Source organism: Streptomyces sp. PA03-6a, from assembly GCF_033792765.1.
Lineage (GTDB): Bacteria > Actinomycetota > Actinomycetes > Streptomycetales > Streptomycetaceae > Actinacidiphila.
This window is the reverse complement of sequence record NZ_JARAVK010000002.1, coordinates 61,176-84,440: the sequence shown is the minus strand read 5'-3', so window position 1 is coordinate 84,440 and position 23,265 is coordinate 61,176. Positions and strand designations below refer to the sequence as shown.

Genomic DNA, 23,265 nt, shown 5'->3' with positions numbered 1-23,265 from the left:
TCCGCCGGAGGTGCCGAGTGATCGATGCCTTGCCAACTGACGCGTGCGTGCTCAAGTGTACTACTGGTTCGGAATTCAACAACTCGCCACGCGTTCCGCGGAATGGATCCGGTACGTCCGTGGCGCGGATCTTCCATGACGTGGCGCACATTTTCAGAAGGCCTTGCGCGTTGCCGCGGACCGTCCACGCTGAATCCCGCACGATTTGCACCCCCAAGCGGCGCCCGCCGAGAATCGATCCATAGGGGAACGGACGGGCTGAAGACTCGCTACCGGAGGTATGCCATGGCCCAGGTCATCGCCGGCCCCAGGATCACCGGGGTCCACCACCTCTCCTTCACCGTGTCCAACCTGGAGGACAGTCTGGACTGGTACCAGCGGCTGTTCAGCGCCGAACGCGTCGACTACAAGTTCAACCACCTCTACCGGGAATCGACGGGGTACGGGGTGCTGCTGGTCACCCCCGACTCCGGCCTGGTGATCGGGTTGCACAAGAACACGGGCAACCAGCACGAGGGCTTCCTCGAATCCCGGACCGGTCTCGACCACATCTCGTTCCAGGTCGGCTCCCGCACCGACCTCGAGACCTGGATGACCTGGCTCGACGAGCTGGGCATCGCGCACACACCCATCAGGGACGAGACGGAGCCGTTCGCCTACTCGACCGTCGTGTTCCGCGACCCCGACAACCTCCAGCTCGAGTTCCTCGCCCTCGCCTGACGGACGCCCGTACGGCGACGGCCCGGACGGGCTGTGCGACGAGCGCGGGTGGTGGTGCCCGGGGCGCGGATGCCCCGGACACCACCACGGATGCGGTGCCGTGCCGTGCGTCAGCCGTGGCTGGGAGGGTTGACCGGGCGCTTGGCGGTGACGTCGCCCTCGTAGACCAGCGCGGTGCGGTGGTTGTACTGGACGGTGTACATCTTCTTGGCGCCGAAGACGACCTTGCCGTCGGCCTTGAAGTAGTCGTCGGTCAGGGCCGGCGGCGCGGTGGCGACGTACGCCTGGCCGGACGGGATGGTGTACATGCTCAGCGGGGCCTGGGTGGAGGCACCGTACCCGGCCGGGTACTCCGCGGCGTCCGGGTAGCTGGAGCCGTAGACCTTTACCGGCGGGGTGTCGGAGGTCCTGCCGCTCTTGACGACGGTCACGCCGTGGGCGGGGACGGTGTTCCGGCCCTTCGGGTTGTGGAACCAGACCTTGCTGCCGCTGAACCAGATCGCGGTCCAGGCGCCCTGCTTGCCGGCGACCACGAACTGCTGGCCGGCCTGGGCGGTGCTGCCCCAGTCGTTGATCCGGTTCGTCCCGGCGGCGCCGGGGTGGATGGACTGCTCGCCGAAGAGCGGCGCGGTGTCGTTCGGCGCGGTGCGCAGGTAGACGAAGTTGGCGGGCTGCTCGACGTCCGTGCAGGCAGGGGTGGCGCCGGTCGGGTCGTCGGACGGGCAGATCTGGACGGTCTGCCGGTTACCGGCGAAGCCGGGGGCGATGGTGACGACGCTGCCGACCTGGCCGACACCGTGCCTGCCGGTCAGCGGGGCGCCGACCAGGGCCATGAAGTGCTCCCAGTCCCAGGACGGTCCCGGGTCCCAGTGCATGCCCGACACCGTCGCCGACGTCGGGCCGACAACGTTGTCATGACCGATGACGTGCTGCCGGTCGAGCGGGATGTCGAAGCGCTCGGCCAGATACGTCACCAGCTCCGCCGTGGCCTCGTACTGGGCCTCGGTGTACCAGGTCGCCCCGTGCGCGGCGTAGCCCTCGTGCTCGATGCCGATGGAGTGCATGTTGGTTGAGTAGTTGCCCGCGTGGAACGCCAGGTCCTTCGTGGGGACCATCTGCGTGACCGCGCCGTCGGCGGACCGCATCACGTAGTGCGCGGAACTCCCGCCGGCCGTCTGGAACGTGGCGATCGCCGACTCGTACGAGGACTCGGTGTCGTGGATGACGATCGAGTCGATCCGGATCCCGTTGGCCGGGCGGTTGGACACCTGACCGTTGGACGGGGCGGCCGGCACGAAGGTGCAGTCCACGGTGGTGGGGCACTCGGTGTCGGTCGTCGCCGCCGAGGTCAGGCGCAGGCGGTCCAGCTGGCCGGTGGCCGGGGTCACTCCCGGCCCGGCCGCCAGCGCCACCCGCTGACCGTCGGCCGTGGTGCGCTTCACGCCCTTCTTCAGCGTGGCGTAGACCCGGTCGGCGAACGCCCGGGCGCCCTGCCGCTGCGTGGACTGGCTGTAGCGGGCCACCGCGCCGTACCAGTCGTCCGGAGCTGCCGAAGCCTTTCCGCCGGTCGCCTCCTGGTACGACGCCAGCAGGGCGGCCCCGCCACGGATGTTGGCCGTCGCGTTGTCGCGCAGGTCCTTCACGGACAGGCCGGTGAGCTTCGCCGCGGCCTGGAGCGTGTGCAGCGCCGGGTCCGCGGCCAGTTCGGCCACGTCCGCCCGGCCGGCCATGCCGGCGTCACCGGTGGAGAGCATCGACGGCGTGACATCCGTGAGATGCATCGGCCCGTAGCCGCCATCCGTGCTGTGCTGCCCGGCATGCGCGTCCCACGCCGACTCCTGGTACGCCACCGCGAGCAGCACCTGCTCCGGCACGTCGAACTCCGCGGCCGCGGCCGTGAAGTCGGCCTGCCGCGTGGAGGTGGAGGGGGAGTTCTCGCCCGTCGCCTGTGCCACCACCGGCACCGCCACCGCACCGGCCACCGCCAGTGCCGCGGCCGCGAGCAGCACCGGCCGACGCCGTTCGGCATGCCGCCGGCGAGTCGTTCTCTGTGTCGTCATCAATTATTCCCGAGTGTGTCTGAGACGGTCATGTCGCCCTGTGGGCGAGCTGACTGACACGGCATGAGCCGTTCTGCGAGGCACTCCGGACTCCCTGCGGAGGTGTGCCTGCCGTCTGTCGGCGCCGAACCGCGTCCGGCGTTCGCTCGCAATCGACCTGAGGACGATTGGTGACGCTAGCAGAGCGCGGCGGACGGAATCAAAGAAGACAGTGCCACCGGGAGAATTCCCGGAAGTTGTGAACGTGGCGTGAATCCTTTTCGGGGGCAGGCCGGTTGGGTCTTTCGCGCCGTCAGTCCGCCGGGAGCGTGCGGGCGTCATTTGTCCACCCCCGCCGGTAATTTCTGCCACGAGGCACGCAGATGACATTTCTTGGTCCCCGACGTCCGGCGGGCACGACATTGACGCCGGACGTCGGGGGGCTTGTGCGAAGGCGCCGCGGAGCACGGGGGAGCGGGCTCGCACCCGTGGCCGCCCTCGACCGCGGCTGCGGCACGTCGCGCGTGCGCGATCAGGGGCCCGCAACGCCGCAGTGGTGTTGCGGGCCCTCTGCCGTGCAGGTGGCACGACGATCTCCGGCCCCTGGGGAGGGCGGGATGGCGGGCGTCGGCTGAGCCGACCCTGCCGTGGCCGGAGAGGCGTCAACCCCTGCAACTCCTGACGGCCGACCGGCATGTGACCGGCCGCCAAGGGTCAATTCGGTCGCCGAAACCGTCGACGTTGGGATTCGCGTGGATCGTGCCGAAACGGTACGACTGCGATGGTGTTCTCTTAGACGATGCCGGGCACGACGAACCTTCCCCACTGACTTTCCGCTTGCGCACATTCGGCGAAGCACCGCCACGACAGTGCAGGGGGCATTACCCGCAACGGCTCCACCATCCGATCAGGTGAAGCGCGGTGCTGTATAGAACCTTGACGCCACGACCGGACCGGGCCGAAGTGGCACGGACTACTGCACGGCGGACGGCATGGAACCGTCCACGTCGGTGAAGCCGTAGTGGAGTGCGAGGTCGCTCGTCGACACCGCGGCTCCCGAGCGGTCCCCCACCGCGGGGTCGCCTGCCAGCGCCACCACGCCCCGCCCGACGAAACGCGGCGACTCCGCCGCGCCCACGTCGAACCTGCCCTCGCCCGGGAGCTCGATCTCGCTACGGCCGTGGCCGGCCGCGCGCGCGGCGGCGTCGACCAACTCGGTCCGGACCAGGCCGGGCCACACCGACACCACGGAGACCTCCCGCGGGCGCAGTTCGACGGCCATGTCCGCCGTCATCTTGTCGAGCGCGGCCTTGCCCACGCCGTACGCGGTGGTGTGGGAGTACTGGCGTGCGCCTGCCGACGAGATGTTGACGATCAGCCCCCGTCCTGCCGCGAACAGCAACGGCGCCGCGCAGACGCTCGCGACGTAGTGCGACCGTGTGCCGATGTCCAGCACTTGATCCCACGCGGCGAGTGGCAACTCCCAGAACGACTTGCCGAGCCACGCCCCGAGGTCCGGCGACGAGAAGACGTTGTTCACCAGCAGGTCCAACCGCCCGGACTCCTCCCGTACCCGCGCGAACACGTCCGCCACCTGCTCGTCACTGCGGTGGTCGCAGACGAGGGCCACCCCCTTGCCGCCGAGCGCGGTCACCTCGTCGGCGGTCTCGCTCACCGTGCCGGGCAGCGGGCCGGCCGTGACGCTGCGCCCGGTCACGTAGACCGTCGCACCGGCGGCGCCCAGTTCGAGCGCTATCCCCTTGCCCACCCCGCGACTCGCGCCGGTGACGACGGCGATCCTGCCGACCAGCGGTCGATCCATGCCCACTCCTCCGGGAAGCCCCCGTGCGACCGCGGTCGGCTTCCTCCCGTACCGATCATCCGAATGCCTACACTGTAGGCATGATTGCATCGAGTGCAAAATTGCCCGGATGGTAGAGTCCGGCTCATGACGGCGGACGGGCTCAGGGAACGCAACAAGCACAGGAAGCGGGAGGCGATCCTGCGCGCCGCCCACGAACTCTTCGCCGAACGCGGTTACGAGGCCGCCACGATCACCGACATCGCCGACAGGGCCGAGGTCTCCCGGCGCACGGTCACCCTGTACTTCCCCACCAAACTCAGCCTCGCGCTGGCCCACCTCGACGCGCTCGAAGCACGACTCCACGCCGCCATCAGCGAGCGCGAACCGGGCTGGAGCATCATCGACGCCGTCGAGCACTGGCTGTACGGCGAACTGGACCACCCGCAGGAACTGAGCGCACTCACCGAGCGCATGCTCGCGCTCAACCCCCAGCTCCTGGGCCCTCACAAGGCGCGCATGGCCGAGATCGTCGAGACCGGGGCACGTCGCCTGGTCGAGGACATGGACACGCCTCCCGACGAGAGGGACGCCCGCATGACGGCCGCCGCGGCGGCCGCGCTGTGCTCCTCCCTCGGCCCCACGCCGACACGTGACGACGTCGTCGCGGCCATGACCTTCCTGCGCGCGGGTGTCGAGGCCCTGGCGGCGAACGGCACGTGAAGGTGCGGTCCGGCTCCGCCCGGTCCGGAGGCAACCGGGCCCGCACGGCCTAGCGCCGACGCCCACCTCCGGCCGGCAGACGCAGCGTGAACAGCGAGCCCTCGCCGTAGGTGCTCTCGGCGGTGACGGAACCCCCGTGCGCGTGCGCGAGGTTGCGCACGATGGCAAGACCGAGACCGCTGCCGCCCGTACCGCGGTTGCGGGACTTCTCGGCACGCCAGAAGCGGTCGAAGACCCGGGGCAGATCCTCGGGCCGGATCCCGCCGCCGGTGTCGGTCACGGCGATGACGACCGTGTCGTCGTCCCGGTGCGCCCGGATCGTGACCGTGCCGCCCGACGGGGTGTGGCGGACGGCGTTGGAGACGAGGTTCGCCACAGCCTGACGGAGGCGGACCGGGTCGGCGTCGACGGTGCCGAGGCCGACGCCGTCCTCGGCGCAGAGGCCGACGCCGGCGTGGTCGGCGCGTCCGCGGTGGGCGGTGACGACCTGCTGGAGGAGTTCGGCGACGTCGCACGGCACCTTGTGGAGCCGCAACGCTCCGGCGTCGGCGGCGGCGAGGTCCCGGAGGTCGTCCACGACGTGCTGGAGCAGCAACGCCTCTTCGAGGAGCGAGCCGACGAGGGCGCGGTCGGCCGGGACGACGCCGTCGTCGGCGGCTTCGAGCCAGCCGCGGATGTTGCTCAGCGGGGTGCGGAGCTCATGGGCGATGTCACCGACCATCTCGGTGCGCAGCCGTTCCAGCTCGGCGCGGTGCCCGGACATCTCGTTGAACACCTCGGCGAGCCGGCCGATCTCGTCCTTGCCGGTCACCTGGACGCGAGCGGCGAGGTCACCCGCCTTCATGCGGTGGGCGGCCGTCGTGAGGGCCCGCAGCGGCCTGACCAGCCGGAGGCCCAGGCCGACGGTGACGGCGACGGTGAGCAGCAGCACGCTGCCGACGACCGCGGCCATGCGGAGGCGGTTGGGTGCGGACAGGTCGAACGGTGAGACGGCGGCGGCCTGGTCCGGGGAGCCGATGAACAGGAGCGCGGCCGGGGCGACGTACGAGGCGAGCTGCTCGCGGCGGGCGCTGTCCAGGCACGAGGGGACCAGCTGATCGTGCACAGGGGTACGGCTTCCCGTGCCCGTCCAGGTCAGGTCCGGCGCGAGCCGTACCGGACCGCTGCCGCGGCGGCTCAGACAGGTGCCGACCAGGGTGTCGAGCTGGGCGAGCGCACGGGCCTCGGTACGGGTGGGGCGGTCCAGGGCGTCGTTGGCGCACCTGCTTCCGGTGTAGCCCGGCGCGTCCACGCGGGGTCGTCCGTTGGGGGCCGTGGCGATGGTGGCGCGAATGCCCGGGATCCGGTCGAAGCAGTTGACCCGGCGTTGCGCGAGGGCGGTCAGTTCCGTGCGCTCCGCCGGTGTCAGGCGGAACGGGCCGACCGCGCGGGAGTCGATGCGGTCGCTGCCACGTGAGCCCGAGATGCCGGCGTCGACGGACAGCGCGTCCACCGTCGCCGACGCCCGGTCGGGCAACGGGGCCCTCCGGCCGGAGTCGGAGTCGGAGTCGGAGTCGGCGATCGGCCGGCGGTCCTGGGTGGTGAGGACGACGCGGTGTCCCGTCTCCCCGGCGAGGCGGTCCACCAGCGCCTGCACACCTTGCCAGTCGGCGTGCGTGGCGGCCCTGGCCACGAGCGCCTCGTAGATCCGGGAGTCGTCGGAGATGGCCTGGCCCTGCTCCTGCCGGATCGCCCGGGCGGTCGTGCGGACCGCGAGCCAGGCGGTGGCCGCGATCGAGCACACGGAGATCAGGACCGACAGCGCGAGCAGCCGCACGACCAGGCTGCGGTGGAAGCGGGCGTTCACGCGCTGTCGGACAGGACGTAGCCGACACCGTAGACGGTCAGCAGGCGCACAGGCCGGGCGGGATCGGATTCGATCTTCCGGCGCAGGTTCATGACGTGCGTGTCCACCGTCCGTACGGTGAAGTAGCGCCCCGTGCCGTGCAGGTGCCCGAGGATCTGCTCCCGGGTGAAGACCCGGCCCGGCTGGGCGGCGAGCGTCTCCAGCAGCCGGAACTCCCCGGGCGTGCAGTCCACGGGGGCGCCGTCGCAGGTGACCTGGTGCCGGGACGGGTCGATGCTCAGACCGGCGACGGTCAGCACCGGATCGGGTTCGGGTTCGGGTTCCGGTTCGGGTTCCGGTTCGGGGACGCGGGGCGCGGCGGGGCGGGCACGGCGCAGCAGGGTGCGCACCCGGGCGGTGAGCTCCCGCGGACTGTACGGCTTGGCCATGTAGTCGTCGGCGCCCAGGTCGAGGCCGAGCAGCAGGTCGTCCTCGGTGCAGCGGGCGGTGACCATCAGGACCGGCAGGTCGGACTCGCGGCGCAGGATGCGGCAGACGTCCAGCCCGTCGACCCTCGGCATCATCACGTCCAGCACGAGGAGCTGCGGGGGATTGCGGCGCAGTTCCTCCAGAGCGGCGCGCCCGTCGTGGACGACGGTCACGGAGTGCCCTTCGTGTTCGAGGTACACCCGCAGCAGCTCCGCCTGTTTCTCGTCGTCCTCGGCAACCAATATGTGGGCGCTCATGACCGGGAGTATAAGTAGGCCAAGTGGCGCATTCGGGCGCCCCGGGCGGCGTCCGCACCGGGGCCACCGGATCACGAACACTTCCTGACAGGATGCTGACATTCGTCGGCCACGATCCAGCGGCATGACCCACTCACGTCTCCCTCACCGCTGCCTCGGCGCGGCCGCCGCGCTCGCGTGCGCCACCCTCCTCGCGGGGTGCGGCGGGTCCGCCGGGCACACCGACGCCGAGTCCGGGAAGCGCGACGTCGCGTCCCTGGCGACGGGCTCGCCGTCCGCCACGGCGTCCGGTGCCGCGCCCTCACGAAGCGCCGAGGAAGGCCGTCCGCAACTGCGCCTGGACAGCTCCGACGCCGAACGCGACCGCTACTGGAACGCGTACGCCACCTGCCTGAAGGACCACGGGCACAAGATGATCCTTTCCCGTGGCCCCTACTCGATCGACCAGAACGACAACAGCCCCACCGCCCGGGCCGCGCAGAAGACCTGTGCCGGGAAACTCCCCCTGCAGCCCCCCGAACTGGACCGCGACAGGAACCCGCACTACGACGACGACTACCGCGCCTACGTCACGTGCCTGAACTCCCACGGGCTCAAGGTCGTCGCGCTGCCCGACAACTCCGGCTGGACCTACGACGGCCAGACCACGATGAGCGAGACCGAGCAGACCAAGGTCGACAAGAGCTGCACGATGGAGGCCTTCGGTGGCAAGGACCGCTGACCACCGCCTCCCCAGACGGCGCCGGCGCCGGCTCACCGTGGCCCTGGCCGTCCTCCTGACCGCCGGTGGCGCGGGAGGGGCCACCGCGGCCTGGAGCGCGCGGCACGGCAGCCCGCAGACCGCGCCGGAACGCCCGATCCCGCTCCACACCGTCAAGGTCGTCAGGACCGACCTCTCCACCGACCGGACCCTGCCCGGCACCCTCGGCTACGGCCCGCTCCGGACGCTCAAGGGCAACGGCACCGGAGTGATCACCAAACTGCCTGTCCCGGGCACGACAGCCGCGCGCGGCAAACCCCTGTACTGGGTGGACGACCGGCCCGTCACCGTCTTCTTCGGCGACACCCCCTTCTTCCGCGCACTGGACAAGCCCGGGCTGCACGGCCACGACGTCACGGTGCTGGCTGACAACCTGCGGGCCCTCGGCTACGACATCGGGTACACCACCGACCGCGGCCCCTCCCGTCTCACGACCGGCGGCTCCGAGTTCACCCCCGCTCTCAGCGCCGCCCTCCGACGCTGGCAGCACGACACCGGCCAGACGGCGACCGGCACCCTGAAGCCCGGCCAAGCGCTGGTCCTGCCGGGTAGGGCGCGCGTCAACACCGTCACCGCCGCCCTCGGAGACCCGGTCGCCGGGGAACTGCTGACGTACACCACCACCGCGAAGTCGGTGGCGGTCAGCGTGGACGCGACCGAGGTCGGCGCACTCCGGACCGGGCAGAGCGTGACGATCACGCTGCCCGACAGCCGCGAGATCCCCGGCAGGATCACCACCGTCGCCCGTGCCGTCCAGGGCGGCTCCGGCGAGGAGCAGACGGCCCAGACCGGCCCGCCCACGGTCGCCGTCACCATCACCCCCCAGCGGGCGACGGACGTGAAGGCCCTGGACTCCGCCTCCGTCCAGGTCCGCTTCACCGCGACCGACCGCAAGGGCGTCCTGGCCGTCCCCGTCACCGCGCTCCTCGCACTCAGCGAAGGCGGTTACGCCCTGCAGCGGCCCGACTCCTCCCTGATCGCCGTGGAGACGGGCGTGTTCGCCGACGGCCTGGTCGAGGTGCGCGGCACGGGGGTCAGCGAGGGCATGACGGTGGTGACCTCCTCATGAGCTCCGGGCAACCCGCCCTCGCCCTCGTCGTGCACGAGGTGACCAAGACCTACCCGGGCGACGTCACGGCCCTGGACGGGGTCACCCTCACCGTCGAGGAGGGGGAACTCCTGGCCATCGTGGGCCCCTCCGGCTCCGGGAAGTCCACACTCCTGCACATCATGGGCACCCTCGACCAGCCCACGAGCGGCACGGTCGAGATCGCCGGCCACGCCGCCGCCGGCCTGTCCGACCGGCGGCTGTCCGCGCTGCGCGCACGGCTGCTGGGCTTCGTCTTCCAGCACTTCCACCTCACCGACGGCCTCGACGCGACCGAGAACGTCGCCACCGGCCTGCTCTACGCCGGCGTGCCGTCCCGGCTGCGCCGCCCCCGCGCCGAGGAGGCGCTGGCCCGGGTCGGCCTGGCGCACCGCACCCGCCACCTGCCCCAGCAACTGTCCGGCGGCGAACGCCAACGGGTCGCCATCGCCCGCGCACTGGTCAACGAACCTGCCCTCGTCCTCGCGGACGAACCGACCGGAGCCCTGGACAGCGCCAACGGCCAGGCCGTCCTCGACCTGCTCACGCGACTGAACCAGGAAGGCACCACCATCGCCGTCATCACCCACGACCGCGACATCGCCGCCCGCATGCCGCGCCGCATCGAGATGCGCGACGGCCGCGTCGCCTCGGACACCGCCACCCGCACGACCGCCGGGAGCCCGGCATGAACCGACCGATCCGGCTGTCCCCCCTCGACGTCCTGCGGCTGGGACTGCTGGGCCTGCGCACCCGCAGGACCCGCGCCGCGCTGTCCGCCCTGGGCATCGCCATCGGCATCGCCACGCTCGTCGTCGTCACCGGCATCCCGGCGTCCAGCCAGCGGGCGCTCATGGAGGAACTGTCCGCGCTCGGCACCAACATGCTGCGCGCCCAGCCCCAGCCCGACGCCGACCAGAAGGCCCGGCTGCCGGAAGCGGCGGACGCGATGGCGGCCCGCATCGGCCCGGTGACCAGCGCCACCGCCGTCGCCAACACCCACGCTACCGTGCGGCGTTCCGACCTGTCCGACCCCAACGACTCCATCGGGATCACCGTCCTCGCCGCCAGGACCAACCTGCTGACCACCGTCGGCGGCACCGTACGCGCGGGCCACTTCCTCGGCCGGGCCACCGAGCGCTTCCCGACAGCCGTCCTCGGCACGCGCGCCGCGTCGCGGCTCGGGATCGACCGGGTCCTCCCGGGACGGGAGCCGCTGGTGACCATCGGCGAGCACCGGTTCACGGTGATCGGCATCCTCGACCCGATGCCGCTCACCCCCGATCTGGAGAGTTCCGTCCTGGTCGGCTGGGACGCGGCGCGCGACGTCCTGGCCTTCGACGGGCATCCCACGGTGGTCTACGTGAAGGCACGCGAGTCGCGGATCGAGGCGGTACGTGCGGTCCTGCCCGACTCCGTCAACCCCGAACTGCCCGGACTGGTCCAGGTCAGCCGGCCCTCGGACGCCCTGGCCGCCAAGCGCGCCACCGAGCACGCCTTCTCCGCCCTCTTCCTGGGTCTCGCGGGTGTCGCTCTCCTGGTCGGCGGCATCGGCGTGGCCAACACCATGTTCGTCTCCGTCCTGGAACGACGCCGCGAGATCGGTCTGCGCCGCGCCCTCGGCGCGAACCGCCGCCAGATCCGGGGGCAGTTCCTGACGGAGTCGGTCATGCTGTCCGTGCTGGGCGGGCTCAGCGGCACCCTGCTCGGAGCGGCCGGCACCGCGGCATACGCGATCTCCCAGTCCTGGCCGCCCGTCCTGCCGCCCCTCGCCCTCGCCACCGGCATGGCCGGCGCGATCGCCGTGGGCGCCGCCGCCGGCGTCTACCCCGCCCTGCGCGCCTCGCGCCTGCCCCCGACACAGGCCCTGGCGGCGGTCTGACGCCGACTGCGGCACTACGTGGTCGAGGGCTATGAGGACGGCCTGCCCCCGCTCTGAACGAACACCGAGCGGATGACCGTTCGCCCCGACCGGTCGTGCACGGAGCCGGACGACCAGGACTGCGACCGCGGCGGTGCGCAGACCGGCGGGGCGCCGCAGCACACGCCACCCCGGTCGGGCCCTACCCGCCGGCGAGGCCCGTGCGCCAGGCCCACAGGGCGATCTCGACGCGGTTGCGGGCGGAGAGCTTCGTCTGGACGTTGCCCAGGTGGGTCTTGACCGTTCCCAGGGACACGAAGAGTTCGGCCGCGATCTCCGCGTTGGTCTTGCCCTCGGCCACCAGCCGGACGACGTCCGTCTCGCGGGAGGACAGGTCGGAGGCCTCCGGCGCGGTGGGTCGGGGCGGCTTGATGCCGCGCAGCAGCCGGATCGTGATCGCGGGGCTGACCAGGGCTTCCCCGGAGTACGCCGCGCGCACCGCCTCGGTCAGGAGCGCCGGGCCGGAGTCCTTGAGGAGGAATCCGGAGGCTCCGTTGTCCAGTGCCCGGTAGACGTACTCGTCGTCGTCGAAGGTGGTGACGACCACGATCCTGGGGGCGTCGCCGGCTCCGGGGCGGTTGAGTTCGCGGAGGGCCTGGAGGCCGTCCATGCGCGGCATGCGGATGTCCATCAGGACGACGTCGGGGTTGAGCGTGCGGGCCATCTCCAGGGCCTGGACGCCGTCCTTCGCCTCTCCCACGACCTCGATGTCGTCCTCCGCGCCGAGGATGAGGGAGAACCCGGTGCGGACCATGGCCTGGTCGTCCGCCAGCAGCACACGGATGGTCATCGTGCGCCCCCGGTGGGGATCCGGGCCTGCACGCTCCAGCCCTCCGGGAGCCGGGGGCCGGCGGTCAGGGAACCGCCGAGTGCCGCGGCGCGCTCGTGCAGGCCGGCCAGGCCGTAGCCGCCGTCGGGGTGGTGGCCGCCACGGCTGCGGCCGTCGTTGGTGACCTCGACGGTCACCACGTCGGGCCGGTCCTGGCGGCGCACCTGGATGTCGAGGGTGCGGACCGCGTCCGCGTGCTTGCGCACGTTGGTGAGGGCCTCCATGACCACCCGGTGCACCGCCGACTGGACGTCGATGGCGATGTCGTCGAAGTCGCCCTCGATGCGCAGCCTCACGTCAGGACCGGTCTCGGAGGTGAAGTGTCCCGCGAGGGAGGCGATGTCGGCGATCGTGCCCGGTGGTGACAGCCGGGCCTGGGCGTCGGGCTCGCGCAGCAGGGTGACCATGCGGCGGATGGCCGTCATGGCCTCGTCGCCGGCCGCCTCGATGCGTTCCAGGGCGGGAAGCACGGCCTGCGGCTTGCTCGCCGCCACGGTCTGCGCGGCCTGGGCGAGCACGACCATGCCGGTCACGTGATGGGCGACGTAGTCGTGGAGGTCCGACGCGATGCCCGTCCGCTGGGCCAGCTGGGCGGCGGTCACCTGGCGCTGGCGGTTGGTCTGGAGCATCCGTACGGACAGGCCCGTCGCGGCGGCGATCACGCCGCCGAGCGCCAGGGCCAGGGCCAGGGCCAGGGCGATGCGCTGGTGGGACTTCAGGGGTTCGAGCACCAGCCCCGCCAGCAGGAGCATGACCGCGAAGGAGGCGCGTCTGGGCTCGGCCCGCCATGCGGTCACCCCGATGACCAGGATGGTCACGGCGGCGGCGGTGAACCCGAACGGCACGGTGCTGTAGTCGGCCGGCGGAGTGGTGAGCGTCGCCAGCAGCACGAGCGCCCCCAGCCACAGCGCGCCCGTACCCAAGGGGACGGCGGCCAGCCGCGGCGTCACCAGCGCGACCACGATCGCCAGGAGGACGGTGTACGGATGGGCCTGGTTCAGGCTCACGTCCAGGATGCCCAGGACCAGCAGGGCCCCGGTGGCCGCCAGCCACCCGATGCCCCGCACCGCCCGTTCGAAGACGCCGTCCGCTGTGGTGCCCACGTTCTCGTCGTCTCCACTTCCGCTCGCCTGCCGAGCGGAAACCGCTCCGGGTGTCGCCTCCAGTGTCACCGATACGCCCCGGAAGACCCGGATCCATCCGCGCGCACCATCGGTGTGGCCGCGTCCGGCGCCGGGGGCGGGGGCGGTGTGCGCTCCGGCTTCGTGTGGATGTCGTCCGTTCCCGTGCCCAGGACGACGACGTCGAAGACGGTCTGGGCGTAGACACGGGCGGTGCGCAGCAGGTGGTGCATGCGGTGGTGCCCTCCGTTGCTCTCGTGGTGGATCGCGGCGGCGCCGGGACCCTGGTCGGTGGTGAGGCGGTGCTGCCCGGTCACGGCCGCACCTGCGCCGGGGAGGACGGGTCAGGTGCGGCGAGCGCCCCGCGGACCAGTTCGTCGAGCAGTGCGGGGTAGCCCAGGCCCTGGTGCGTGAACATTTTGGGGACCTGGGACTGGGCGGTCATGCCGGGCATGGTGTTGACCTCGTTCAGCACGGGACCGTCGGGGGTGAGGAAGAAGTCGCAGCGGGCCACTCCGCGGCAGCCCAGCGCGGTGAACAGGGCGAGGGACGCCTCGGTGAGCCGGTCCAGCTCGTCGGCGGACAGGGCGGCGGGTATGCGGAACCGGGCTCCGCCGTCGTACTTCTGTTCCGTGTCGAAGAGGCGGCCGTCGTCCAGCAGGATCTCCAGCGGTGGTCCGACCGTCAGACGGCCGTCCGCGCGCTGCAGCACGGCGAGGTCGACCTCGCGTCCGCTCACGAGGTCCTCGACCAGGACCCGGTCGTCGATCCGGAGCGCCGCGGCGATGGCCGGGGCGAGCTCCGCCGCCTCGGTGACGAGGGCCACGCCGTGACTGGACCCCGCGGCGACGGGCTTGACGACGACCGGGCCGTGGAAGCGCACCTGGTCGGCGTCGCCGGTGGTGACCAGGAAGCCCGGTGCGACGGCGATGCCGACGGCTTCGGCCACCAGCTTGGTCGCCCACTTGTCCATGGCGAGGGCGCCGCCCCGCACACCGGCGCCGACGTACGGCAGGTCCGCGAGGTCGAGCAGGGCGGCGAGCGTGCCGTCCTCGCCCTGCGGGCCGTGCATCGCGGGGAACACCACGTCGCAGCCGGCGAGCAGGGTCAGGGCCGCGGACAGGCTCGCCGCGGGCGTGCCCGCCAGCGGGTGCCCGGCGCCGTCCCGCCACACACCGTCCCGCCCGATGGTGAGCGACAGCACGTCGTAGGCGGTGGGATCGAGTGCCGCGCCGACGGACGCGGCGGAGGCCAGGGACACCTCGTGCTCGTCGCTGCGGCCGCCGCCGATCACGGCGACCCGGACGCGCCGGGCCTCGGACGCGGGGATCATGCGGCCACCGCCGGCTGCTGCACCGTGCGGCGCAGTCGCGCGCCCAGGCCGGTCACGATCTCGTGCTCGATGATGCCGGACCAGCGGGCCCACTCCCGGAGGGTGGGCTCGCCCTGGTCACCGGCGCCGAAGACGGTGGCGACGTCGCCGGGGGCGGCCGGGTGCTCGCCGGTGTCGACGATGATCTGATCCATGGAGATCCGGCCCACAACGGGGCGGCGGCGCCCGGCGAGGAGCACTTCGGCCCGGCCGGAAGCGGCGCGGGGAAGCCCGTCGGCGTATCCGACCGCCACCAGTGCCAGGTGGGTGCCGCGGCGGGCGCTCCATGTGTGCCCGTAGCCGGCCCGGGTCCCGGCGGTGACCGTGCGGACGGAGACCACGGGGGCGGTCAGCGTCAGCGCGGGCCGCAGCGGGGTCGTCCGCGTCGGATCGATGCCGAAGAGCCCGGCGCCGACACGGCTCAGGTCGAACCGGGTCCGCGGATCGGTGAGGGTCGCCGAGGTGGCGGCCACGTGCCGGAGGGCCGGCCGCAGACCGGCCTCCGCCGCGGTGACCGTCGCAGCCCGGAACAGTTCGAGGGCCTGGTCGGTGCACGGGTCGCCCGGGGTGTCCGCGCAGCCCAGGTGACTCATGACGCCGACCACCCGGACCAGGCCCGCACGCTCCGCGTTCCGGGCAAGACGGCACAGGTCGGCCCATTCCCGGGGGTCGGCACCCTCGCGGGCCATCCCGGTGTCCACCTGGAGGTGGACCTCGGCGGTCCGGCCCGTCCGGGACGCGGCACGGGTCACGGCGGCCAGGTGTTCGTGCCCGGGAACGGCCAGTGAGACACCCGCCCGCAGCGCCTCCTCGAAGGCGGCGTCGACCGGATTGAGCCAGCTCAGGATCGGCACCCGCAATCCCGCGCGCCTGAGGTGCAGTGCCTCCTCGACGGACGTCACGCCGAGCGAGGTCGCCCCCGCGCCCAGGGCGGCGGAAGCGGCCTCCGCCGCGCCGTGTCCAAAGCCGCCGGCCTTGACCACGGCCATCACGCGGGCGGCGCGCGCCGCGAAGACCCGGGTGTTCGCGGCGACCGCCGTCAGGTCCACCCGCAGCTCGGGCCCGGTCCGGTGGCCGGGCAGCGTACGGAGTGGGTCGGCGGTACGGACGGCGGAACCGATCGGTGGAACGCAGTGCATGGGGTGCCCTTCGGAGGTGTCACAGTCAGGCCGGTGCCCTGCGACCGGGAAGGCTCAGGGCATCGCCGCATGTGGGTGAGGTTCGAGCCCCCGCTGGTCCGGGCGCTCGGCCCGGCCCTGCAGCCCGGGCGAGGCCGCCCGCGGATGCGGTGCACGAGCCGGAGCTCATGCCAGGAAGGCTATGAAGAGCCGATGACCGTCCGCTTCGGGCGGAAGTCGGACCTCTTGGGGCGTCGCTACGACTTTCGGCTGAACGCGGCCGCCACCGAAAGACGAGAGCGAAGACCGCTCCGTCACCCCGCCGCCGGGGGGCGTCCCGTGTGGTCGGGGGGTCTGCTGTACCCCCGGTGGAGCCGACCGTGGGGTGAGCAGTGGGCTTCCCGGCCTTCAGCGCGGATGGTGCCCTGGATGTGTCAAGGCCCTGGCCACCTGAGCCGGGGCGGGGCTTCAGAAAGGTGATCAGCGGCTATGCGACACATCCACGGCGGAGGCCGTCATCGGCGGCTCACGACTCCGTCCGCCTCCGGGAGGCAGCCATGAGCCAGGCCCCCTCCCGCACCAGGCCTCCCGCGGCCACCCGCCGTCCCCGCGCCCTTGACGGCACCGACGCGGCGCACCCGTCCGACGTCGTCGCCCGGTTCGATCGCGAAGCCATGCCGTTTCTCGACCGGCTGTACGCCGCGGCGATCCACCTGACCGATGACCGCGCCGCAGCGGAGGGCCTGGTCGAGCAGACGTACGTGCGGGCTTTCGGCGCATTCGAGTCGTCCCAGGCGGGGAGCAGCCTGAAGAGGACGCCGGGTGGTGGGTCGTCAGGCCTGGGCCGTGCCCTGGACGATGACCTCGCTGACGTTGACGTCGGCGGGCTGTGCGATCGCGTAGCCGATCGCTTCGGCGATGGCCGAGGCGTCGACGCCGACGGCGTCGAGTGCCGCTCGCAGCGCGCCCTGCACGTCAGCGTTGCCACCTGAGTGGGTGAGCTCGGTGTGGGTCAGGCCCGGGCTGACGACCGTGACGCGGAGGTCCGCGCTTTCCTGCCGCAGGCCGTCGGACACGGCGCGCACGGCGAACTTGGACGCGCAGTGGACGACCCCGGTCGGGTCGACCCGGTGGGCGGCGGTGGAGGCGACGTTCACGATGTGCCCGGACCGACGCTCGCGCATGCTCGGGAGGACGGCCGCAATGCCGTGCAGCACGCCGCGCAGATTCACGTCGATGGTGCGGTTCCAGTCGTCGACGCGCAGCTCCTCGATGAAGGAGAGCGGCATCACGCCGGCGTTGTTGACCAGGACGTCGATGCGTCCGTGGCGGGCGAGCGCGGCGTCGGCGAAAGCCTTGACGCTGTCGAGGTCGGTGACGTCCAGCTGCGCGTACTCGGCGTGGTGGCCGGCCTTGGTGAGCTCGTCGACCAGCTGGTGGAGGCGGTCCACGCGCCGTGCACCCAGGACGACCTGGTGCCCGGCGGCGGCCAGGTGCCGGGCGGTGGCCTCTCCGATGCGCTCGAGGCACCGGTCACCAGAATGATCTTACGGTCGGGGGAAGAAGCGGGATTCTGCACAATGATCTCCGAAAGGGGGTGGGGATGCAGGAGTGACGGTGGCGCCGCCGAATGCCTTGCGAAACGTCAGCGATGTGTCGCTCATCTCAGGCGGGGCCCGAATTCCGATACGGAAGTGTCGGTGAAATCGATCGCACCTGAGGGAGCGTTCCTCGGGAATTCCGGTGGCGCCGAAACCCCTGCGCGGCAAGCGTGCGTCCCTAGGCGGATGTGCTCCGGCCCTGGTGGCCGGGGCGGTGACACATCCAGAGCACCATCCGCGCATACGCTTCGGAAGAGCTCTCCTCCACCCGGGGTCAGGCCCACCGGGGGTAGAACGTAACCCCCCTCGGACGGGGACCTCCGTTTTTCGCGTCGCCAATCGGCGGGGAATTCCCGGGGACCGCCTGGCGTGTATCGCTCCGGAGCGGGCAGGCCTTGCGTCGTAAGGGTTTCGCCCCCCGGGGTTTCGGTAGGGCCTGGGAGGCTAGGCGACCCTCCGGAGCCGCCCGCCCGGTCGGGTGTGGTGATGGTGCACGGGGCCGGGCGGGCTCCCGAAGCGGTTCCGCCGGCCGCAATCGCCCCCTGAGCGGCGGCCCCGGCCTGTGTTTCACGATGCCCCCTGGCCGGGGCCGCCCGGACATGGAGAAGGGCCCCGTGTCGCCATCGGGGCCCTCGGGCCGTGCCCGCGGTGGTGGCCGCGGACAACATCACGAGCGTAGCCACCCCCCACGCCGTCCGCCGTGGTCTTGGGGCCGACGCGCCGCAAAGGCCCACCAGGCCGGTGCCTGCGGCCTGGGCCTCAGAACCTGGCCGGTAGCCAGCCCCGCTGCACGGCGCGCACGCCGGCCTCGAAACGGCTGCGTGCGTCGAGGCGGTCCATCAGCTCGGAGGCGATCCGCCGGGCCGTGCGGTGTGACACCCCGAGCCGCTTGGCGATCGCCTCGTCGGTGTGGCCCTCGGCCAGGAGCCGGAGGGTGGTCGCCTGCTGGCCGGTGAGCCCGTGCGGGTCGGTGGGCGCGATCTCGCCGAGCGGCTGGGCGGCCTCCCAGGTGGTCTCGAAGAGCGCGCACAGCGCGGTGAGCGTGCCCTGGCCGGTCAGCAGGACGGCGCCCGCGGCGGTGTCGTCGCTGCTGACCGGGATCATGGCGGTCAGCCGGTCCATGATGATCATCCGGGTCGGCAGGGACGGGGCTGTGCGGATCCGGCCGCCCAGTCCGGCCAGCCAGGTGGCGTGCTCGACGGTGGGCCGGTGGGTGCGGACGCTGTCGAGGTAGATCGTGCGCATGCGCACCCCGCGGTCGAGCAGATCCTCGTTGAGCGGCCGCGAGGCGGCCATGTTCTCCGCGGTCTGCGGACCGCCAGGGGCGAAGGTCAGGAATTCCTCGCGTACCTCGCGGGTGAGCACGGTCAGCCGGTCGCGTATCCGGTCGAGGCCCACCAGATGCTCCACCCCGGGATGGCTGGTGGCGGGACGGAGCTCGGCGTACTCGGAGATGAGCTGGGCCGCGGCGGCCCGCGAGGCTTCGAGGCGCTGCTGCTGGGCCGCCAGCTGGGCCTGCTGGCGGCCCATCAGGACCTCCATGCCGACGTCCGGTGAGACGGCCCGGAGGCGGCCCGCGTCCCCGGCGGCAGGGCGTACCAGGGCCAGCTCGCTCAGGGTGTCGAGGGCCTCGCCCACCTCTTCCACGGAGAGCCCCACGGCGTGGGCGAGGCCCGCGACACCGGCGTTCGGGTCTCTGAGCATGGCGCGGTACACCGTCTCCGCGACGGAATCGAGTCCGAGAGCGGTCAGCATCTGGTTCCCCCTGGTTTTCCTGCGTACGGCATCCCCTGTTCGACGGCGATCTTCGCAGAGCGACGGGGGATCGTCACGGAGGCAGGACGGAACCGGCCAGGGCCCCAACGGTCCAGTGTTCAAACGGACTTGCTCACGATTTCGGTTGAGACTCTGGAGCGCATGTACCTGGTCCATGCACATCTGGCACTCCCCTCCGACGAGGAGCTGCCGCAGAACGTCAAGGCGTTGGTGCGATCGGCGATCGTCCCCCGTGACCGCGTCGAGCACGTCGCCGTGCACCCGACCCCTCCCTCCGAACTCACACTCGGCTTCTATCTGCTGGCCGGTGGGCTCGACGAGGCGGAGGAACGGGCCCTTCGGGTCTGCCGCCGACTGCTGCGCGACGTGCCGCAGTTGGCCACGGCGCGCTTGACCGGCGCGGGGGTGCCGCTGATGCCGCTGGCCTTCCTGCCCGAGACGGTGGACTGAACCGGCCCGTGTGGACGCATCAGTCCAAGGCCCTTTCCGTCCATCCCCGAAGCCTTTCCACAGGCTTGAGCTGCGACGAACCTATTGGTCACCGGCCGGGCCGAGCGTCACCGCGGGACGCGAGGGCGGGCCGGACATCGCATCTCTCCTCCGGAAGGAACGGACACAGGCATGCTTCGCAACCGATTCGCCAAGGTCGCCGCGGTCTGCTCTCTCGTCGTCGCCGCGGCTCTCGCCGCCCCGGTGGTCACGCCCCGGTCCACGGCCGACGCGGTTCCGTCCTCCTCCGTCCTCGTCGCCGACGCCGGCTGGCAGGTCACCCCGGCGGACGCCGGCTGGCAGTAGGCCGCCCGCCACCGACAGCCACTCGCTGCGGCCCGTGCACAGGGCGGCGCTCCTTCGAAGCGAAGGGGCGCCGCCCTTTACGGCTGGTGGGAGTCGGCCGCCACGGTCCGCCTGAGTGGATCGGTGTCAGGCGCGGGGGTTCTCACTGACGTCGGTTGCCGAGGACACAGAACTCGTTGCCCTCGGGGTCCGCCATGACGACCCACGACGACTGGTCACCCTGGCCGATGTCGACACGCTTGGCGCCATGGGCCTCGAGACGGGCCACCTCGGCGTCCTGGTCATCGGGCCTGAAGTCGAGATGCAGCCGGCTCTTGCCCTGCTTGAGCTCGTTGATCCGGACGAAGTCCAACCCTGGCATGCGATCCGGCTCCGGCCGGATCTCGAACTCGTCGTCGGAGGAGTGGACCACGACCCAGCCGAGAGCCTCGGCCCACCACTGCCCCAAGGCCGCCGGATTCACCGAGTGAACGATTACCTGTTCCCATTCCAAGGTCATCTTCCGAGTGTAGGCCTGCCGCCCCTTCGCACGCAGGCGCTTGAAGCGCTCGGAGCTCCGGGTCGAGGACGCCTCGAAGGCCCCGCGGGGATCGGCGGGGCCTTCGAGGCGTCGGGTGGGGCGTCAGGCGATCTTCTTGTACCGCAGGGCGACGTACGACGAGGCCGGGTGGCCGCCGATGTCGCCGCTGTAGACGTTCGCGGTCGAGTAGTTCATGTCCGTGGCCGTGCTGCCCTCGGCGTAGTAGTAGAAGGTGCCCGCGTCCTGGTTCTTCCAGCCCGCGAAGAGGACGGCGTGGTCGGAGTAGTCGTTCAGCGCGTCACCGGGCCTGAGGTCGGCCTTGTTGATCTGCGTGCTCACGCTGGGGAGGGTCTCGGTCGTGAGCGAGGTGGTGAGGTGCCAGGTCATGGAGACGAAGCCGGAGCAGTCGGTGCGGTAGGAGTGGTCGCCGTCGACGTCGGTGGCGTAGGCGCTCTGGCTGTACTGGATGTTGCGGTTGTACCAGTCCTTGGCCCGGGCGATGACCTCGTTGCGGTAGATGGTGCCGCCCTGGACGGACTTGGGCGGCGCCGGCGCCACGTAGGCGCAGTTGTTCGCGTAGGCCGACAGCAGGCTCTGCGTCCAGCCGGACGCGTCCACCGGGTCGTCGGAGTGGTACGCGATGTCGCTGCCGTCACCGTCGGTCGGGTCCGAGTCGTGGTACCAGTACATGCCGCCGTTGGTACGGCCGTAGTAGAGGCCGCCGCCCGGCGAGGAGAGCGAGTCCACCGCCGACCAGCCGCTCGGCTTCAGGACCGAGCTGTCCCAGTCGTTCACGCCGTTGATCTTGTAGCTGAGCAGTCGGCCGTCCGAGGTCGAGGCGATGATGCGGTCGTCGCCCGCGGCGGCGAGGGTCTTGAGGACGAAGCCGGTGTCGATCACGACGTGCTGGCCTATGTGGGCGGACCCTGCGGGCTTGGCCTGCGACACCAAGTATTGGTGGAGCTGGCCGTCGACCGTCCCGTAGAGGTGACCGGCGCCGTCGTAGACCAACTTGTCGAAGGTCCAGCCGCCGTCCCAGATCTTGACGACGCCCGCGAGCGTGAGGGACGTGTTGTTCGTCTGCACGTCGACCCGGTAGAGGTTGCCGGTGGTCGAAGTGACCAGCACCGTGTTGAAGTTGAGGGCCGCCATCGTCTTGGGCGTGAAGCCGAGGTTCGGGCCGATGAGCGTCTTGACGCGGTCGCCGGTGTTCGGCTCGATCTGCGTGTACGTCAGCCGGCCGTCGGACAGCGTGCCGTACATCGACACGTCACCACTGCACGACGCGACGGCGTGCGCGGCTCCGGCGGTGGTCGCGACCAATCCGAGGGACATCGCGCTGACGGCGACCACGGCGGCGGTGGTACGACGGACGGCATGGCCCAGCTTCATGATTTCTCCTGCGGTGGGTGGTTCGAGGGGGCGAAGGCACACCCCGGCCCAAACAGCTGCCCTGCAGGTGCAGCTGTGAAGGATGTCTCGGGTGTGACGCCCGGTGGCAGGAACTACTTTCGCCGCAGGTCACGCGGCTTGGAAGAGAAGACGAATGGACGTAAACGGCCCTGGCCCATTGCGTCCTGACGGCGCGCTGGGCGCGCTGGGAGGTCAGGCATGCGGCCTGGACCGTCGCGGACAGACCAATTCCATGTGAAGATCACCGCGACCGTCTCGCAATGGGGGGAAGCGTGCGACCACGAGGTGTGGAACTTCCGCATGCCCGTGCGGCCGACCTCAACATCAGACAGAAGCTCGGACTGCGCCGCACCGTTCCGGTAGCCGGGGCGGTGTTCCTGGTGGCCGTCGCCGGCATCGCGTTCGGTGTCTGGGCGGCGTTCTTCCGGACGCCCTACACGCTCGCCGATTCGCCGGGAGTCGATGTGACGGTCCGGGCCGGGCAATCGGACTACCCGGATGTGGCGGAGACGGCCGACGAGGTGGAAACCCTCATCAAGGTGTACGTACAGCGGCTCAAGGCGGGAGACGTCGAGGGGCTGGCGAAGCTGTCCGGTCCCGCGTACGAGCACCCCCAGGGGGACGCCGCGACGTTCGTGCGCGAGTACGCCGACGGAGCCGAGGGCCATGTCGAGGCCGTGGTCGTCGAAGGAACGGTCCCGTATGGGGCCGGCCGGGGCGGTCCACCGGCCTCAGACGGGGTGGAGCCTCCGTTCTCGCTGGTCAGAGCCATAACGACCTTGACCGTCGGTAATCAGGAGTACGGTGGGGGCACCGAAGGCATTTCGTGCGTTGGCATCAGCGTTGGCGTCGTCGTCGGATCAGGCGCGCCCGGCCAACCAGCCGGGCCGGAAGGCGGCGTCATGGCCGCGACGACGATTCGGGCGACCGGTTGTGCCGCCGAACTCGCTTTGGCCCGCGGCTTTCGTCCTCTCGATCGGACCACCGCGGCGGCGTGGATCACGCGAAAGAAGCACGAGCAGGCCGCTACTCCGGAAACCCACGGCCAGGAAACGGCGTGTGAGGGCGAAGGCGGCCGGTGAGCCGCGGGTCCGTCGC

At 71.4% G+C, this 23,265-nt stretch carries 22 protein-coding genes; 9 read left to right on the top strand and 13 right to left on the bottom strand.

All coding sequences use genetic code 11. The features are described from left to right. Positions 1-285: 285 nt before the first annotated feature. A complete protein-coding gene (locus PV350_RS01010) occupies positions 286-720 on the top strand; it encodes a VOC family protein (protein WP_499509803.1) in 435 nt (144 codons plus the stop codon). Between the two features lie 110 nt (positions 721-830). Here PV350_RS01010 and PV350_RS01005 read toward each other — a convergent pair whose 3' ends face one another. Together PV350_RS01005 and PV350_RS01000 are read right to left on the bottom strand one after the other, a co-directional pair. Next, positions 831-2,780, bottom strand: a complete 1,950-nt coding sequence (locus PV350_RS01005) for an N-acetylmuramoyl-L-alanine amidase (protein WP_500332516.1) — start codon at positions 2,778-2,780, stop codon at positions 831-833. A gap of 952 nt (positions 2,781-3,732) precedes the next feature. Further along, positions 3,733-4,581, bottom strand: coding sequence for an SDR family NAD(P)-dependent oxidoreductase (locus PV350_RS01000; RefSeq protein ID WP_499509801.1), 849 nt, complete (start codon positions 4,579-4,581; stop codon positions 3,733-3,735). A 126-nt stretch (positions 4,582-4,707) separates the two neighbouring features. Between PV350_RS01000 and PV350_RS00995 the strand changes: the two genes are divergently transcribed. Further along, a complete protein-coding gene (locus PV350_RS00995; RefSeq protein WP_499509800.1) occupies positions 4,708-5,283 on the top strand; it encodes a TetR/AcrR family transcriptional regulator in 576 nt (191 codons plus the stop codon). A gap of 49 nt (positions 5,284-5,332) precedes the next feature. On the opposite strand, the gene PV350_RS00990 is transcribed toward PV350_RS00995, so the two are convergent. Further along, entirely contained in the window at positions 5,333-7,129 is a 1,797-nt protein-coding gene (locus PV350_RS00990; RefSeq protein ID WP_500332515.1) for a sensor histidine kinase, read from the bottom strand. Then, positions 7,126-7,854: a response regulator transcription factor gene (locus PV350_RS00985; protein ID WP_500332514.1), complete on the bottom strand. Its 729-nt coding sequence runs from the start codon at positions 7,852-7,854 to the stop codon at positions 7,126-7,128. The genes PV350_RS00990 and PV350_RS00985 overlap by 4 nt, the downstream gene beginning before the upstream one ends. Positions 7,855-7,978: 124 nt before the next feature. On the opposite strand from PV350_RS00985, the gene PV350_RS00980 reads away from it, so the two are divergent. The 4 genes from PV350_RS00980 to PV350_RS00965 are packed head-to-tail and all read left to right on the top strand — an operon-like array spanning position 7,979 to position 11,583. Then, positions 7,979-8,575 (top strand): hypothetical protein, encoded by a 597-nt coding sequence (locus PV350_RS00980; RefSeq protein ID WP_499509797.1) that lies wholly within the window; start codon positions 7,979-7,981, stop codon positions 8,573-8,575. Continuing rightward, a complete protein-coding gene (locus PV350_RS00975; RefSeq protein ID WP_499509796.1) occupies positions 8,559-9,683 on the top strand; it encodes an efflux RND transporter periplasmic adaptor subunit in 1,125 nt (374 codons plus the stop codon). The genes PV350_RS00980 and PV350_RS00975 overlap by 17 nt, the downstream gene beginning before the upstream one ends. Beyond that, on the top strand, positions 9,680-10,393 hold the full coding sequence (locus tag PV350_RS00970) for an ABC transporter ATP-binding protein (RefSeq protein WP_499509795.1): 714 nt from the start codon (positions 9,680-9,682) through the stop codon (positions 10,391-10,393). Before PV350_RS00975 ends, PV350_RS00970 begins: the two co-directional genes overlap by 4 nt. Continuing rightward, positions 10,390-11,583 (top strand): ABC transporter permease, encoded by a 1,194-nt coding sequence (locus PV350_RS00965; RefSeq protein ID WP_500332513.1) that lies wholly within the window; start codon positions 10,390-10,392, stop codon positions 11,581-11,583. Before PV350_RS00970 ends, PV350_RS00965 begins: the two co-directional genes overlap by 4 nt. 181 nt (positions 11,584-11,764) lie before the next feature. Here the strand turns inward: PV350_RS00965 and PV350_RS00960 are convergent, their stop codons facing one another. From PV350_RS00960 to PV350_RS00930, 7 genes are all read right to left on the bottom strand, one after another. Then, entirely contained in the window at positions 11,765-12,412 is a 648-nt protein-coding gene (locus PV350_RS00960; RefSeq protein WP_500332512.1) for a response regulator, read from the bottom strand. Beyond that, the gene (locus PV350_RS00955) at positions 12,409-13,554 is read right to left on the bottom strand and encodes a sensor histidine kinase (RefSeq protein WP_499509792.1); all 1,146 of its coding nucleotides are present in this window, start codon (positions 13,552-13,554) and stop codon (positions 12,409-12,411) included. The genes PV350_RS00960 and PV350_RS00955 overlap by 4 nt, the downstream gene beginning before the upstream one ends. A gap of 65 nt (positions 13,555-13,619) precedes the next feature. Next, positions 13,620-13,889, bottom strand: coding sequence for a hypothetical protein (locus PV350_RS00950; protein WP_499509791.1), 270 nt, complete (start codon positions 13,887-13,889; stop codon positions 13,620-13,622). Continuing rightward, positions 13,886-14,905 carry a D-alanine--D-alanine ligase family protein gene (locus PV350_RS00945; RefSeq protein ID WP_499509790.1) on the bottom strand — a complete coding sequence of 340 codons (1,020 nt, stop codon included), beginning with the start codon at positions 14,903-14,905 and terminating at the stop codon, positions 13,886-13,888. Before PV350_RS00945 ends, PV350_RS00950 begins: the two co-directional genes overlap by 4 nt. Then, positions 14,902-16,083: an alanine racemase gene (gene alr / locus PV350_RS00940; protein ID WP_500332511.1), complete on the bottom strand. Its 1,182-nt coding sequence runs from the start codon at positions 16,081-16,083 to the stop codon at positions 14,902-14,904. The genes PV350_RS00945 and alr overlap by 4 nt, the downstream gene beginning before the upstream one ends. An 812-nt stretch (positions 16,084-16,895) precedes the next feature. Continuing rightward, entirely contained in the window at positions 16,896-17,528 is a 633-nt protein-coding gene (locus PV350_RS00935; protein WP_500332527.1) for an SDR family oxidoreductase, read from the bottom strand. 894 nt (positions 17,529-18,422) lie between these two features. Then, the gene (locus tag PV350_RS00930) at positions 18,423-19,418 is read right to left on the bottom strand and encodes a helix-turn-helix domain-containing protein (RefSeq protein WP_500332510.1); all 996 of its coding nucleotides are present in this window, start codon (positions 19,416-19,418) and stop codon (positions 18,423-18,425) included. Positions 19,419-19,580: 162 nt separating this feature from the next. Here PV350_RS00930 and PV350_RS00925 point away from each other — a divergent pair, with 162 nt between their 5' ends. Together PV350_RS00925 and PV350_RS00920 are read left to right on the top strand one after the other, a co-directional pair. Then, entirely contained in the window at positions 19,581-19,889 is a 309-nt protein-coding gene (locus tag PV350_RS00925) for a hypothetical protein (RefSeq protein WP_499509787.1), read from the top strand. Between the two features lie 171 nt (positions 19,890-20,060). Beyond that, complete coding sequence (locus tag PV350_RS00920; protein ID WP_500332509.1) at positions 20,061-20,234, top strand: hypothetical protein; 174 nt, start codon at positions 20,061-20,063, stop codon at positions 20,232-20,234. Between the two features lie 142 nt (positions 20,235-20,376). Here PV350_RS00920 and PV350_RS00915 read toward each other — a convergent pair whose 3' ends face one another. Both PV350_RS00915 and PV350_RS00910 read right to left on the bottom strand, forming a co-directional pair. After that, complete coding sequence (locus PV350_RS00915; protein ID WP_500332508.1) at positions 20,377-20,733, bottom strand: VOC family protein; 357 nt, start codon at positions 20,731-20,733, stop codon at positions 20,377-20,379. A 123-nt stretch (positions 20,734-20,856) separates the two neighbouring features. After that, entirely contained in the window at positions 20,857-22,146 is a 1,290-nt protein-coding gene (locus tag PV350_RS00910; protein WP_500332507.1) for a tachylectin-related carbohydrate-binding protein, read from the bottom strand. A 308-nt stretch (positions 22,147-22,454) separates the two neighbouring features. On the opposite strand from PV350_RS00910, the gene PV350_RS00905 reads away from it, so the two are divergent. After that, positions 22,455-23,249 carry a hypothetical protein gene (locus tag PV350_RS00905; protein WP_500332506.1) on the top strand — a complete coding sequence of 265 codons (795 nt, stop codon included), beginning with the start codon at positions 22,455-22,457 and terminating at the stop codon, positions 23,247-23,249. Positions 23,250-23,265 lie beyond the last annotated feature (16 nt).

Excerpts from the sequence above, each read along its gene's own strand:
- PV350_RS01010 (WP_499509803.1), top strand. The coding sequence starts at position 286 with ATGGCCCAGGTCATCGCCGGCCCCAGGATCACCGGGGTCCACCACCTC.
- PV350_RS01005 (WP_500332516.1), bottom strand. The coding sequence starts at position 2,780 with ATGACGACACAGAGAACGACTCGCCGGCGGCATGCCGAACGGCGTCGG.
- PV350_RS01000 (WP_499509801.1), bottom strand. The coding sequence starts at position 4,581 with ATGGATCGACCGCTGGTCGGCAGGATCGCCGTCGTCACCGGCGCGAGT.
- PV350_RS00995 (WP_499509800.1), top strand. The coding sequence starts at position 4,708 with ATGACGGCGGACGGGCTCAGGGAACGCAACAAGCACAGGAAGCGGGAG.
- PV350_RS00985 (WP_500332514.1), bottom strand. The coding sequence starts at position 7,854 with ATGAGCGCCCACATATTGGTTGCCGAGGACGACGAGAAACAGGCGGAG.
- PV350_RS00980 (WP_499509797.1), top strand. The coding sequence starts at position 7,979 with ATGACCCACTCACGTCTCCCTCACCGCTGCCTCGGCGCGGCCGCCGCG.
- PV350_RS00970 (WP_499509795.1), top strand. The coding sequence starts at position 9,680 with ATGAGCTCCGGGCAACCCGCCCTCGCCCTCGTCGTGCACGAGGTGACC.
- PV350_RS00965 (WP_500332513.1), top strand. The coding sequence starts at position 10,390 with ATGAACCGACCGATCCGGCTGTCCCCCCTCGACGTCCTGCGGCTGGGA.
- PV350_RS00960 (WP_500332512.1), bottom strand. The coding sequence starts at position 12,412 with ATGACCATCCGTGTGCTGCTGGCGGACGACCAGGCCATGGTCCGCACC.
- PV350_RS00945 (WP_499509790.1), bottom strand. The coding sequence starts at position 14,905 with ATGATCCCCGCGTCCGAGGCCCGGCGCGTCCGGGTCGCCGTGATCGGC.
- alr (WP_500332511.1), bottom strand. The coding sequence starts at position 16,083 with ATGCACTGCGTTCCACCGATCGGTTCCGCCGTCCGTACCGCCGACCCA.
- PV350_RS00930 (WP_500332510.1), bottom strand. The coding sequence starts at position 19,418 with ATGCTGACCGCTCTCGGACTCGATTCCGTCGCGGAGACGGTGTACCGC.
- PV350_RS00925 (WP_499509787.1), top strand. The coding sequence starts at position 19,581 with ATGTACCTGGTCCATGCACATCTGGCACTCCCCTCCGACGAGGAGCTG.
- PV350_RS00920 (WP_500332509.1), top strand. The coding sequence starts at position 20,061 with ATGCTTCGCAACCGATTCGCCAAGGTCGCCGCGGTCTGCTCTCTCGTC.
- PV350_RS00915 (WP_500332508.1), bottom strand. The coding sequence starts at position 20,733 with ATGACCTTGGAATGGGAACAGGTAATCGTTCACTCGGTGAATCCGGCG.
- PV350_RS00910 (WP_500332507.1), bottom strand. The coding sequence starts at position 22,146 with ATGAAGCTGGGCCATGCCGTCCGTCGTACCACCGCCGCCGTGGTCGCC.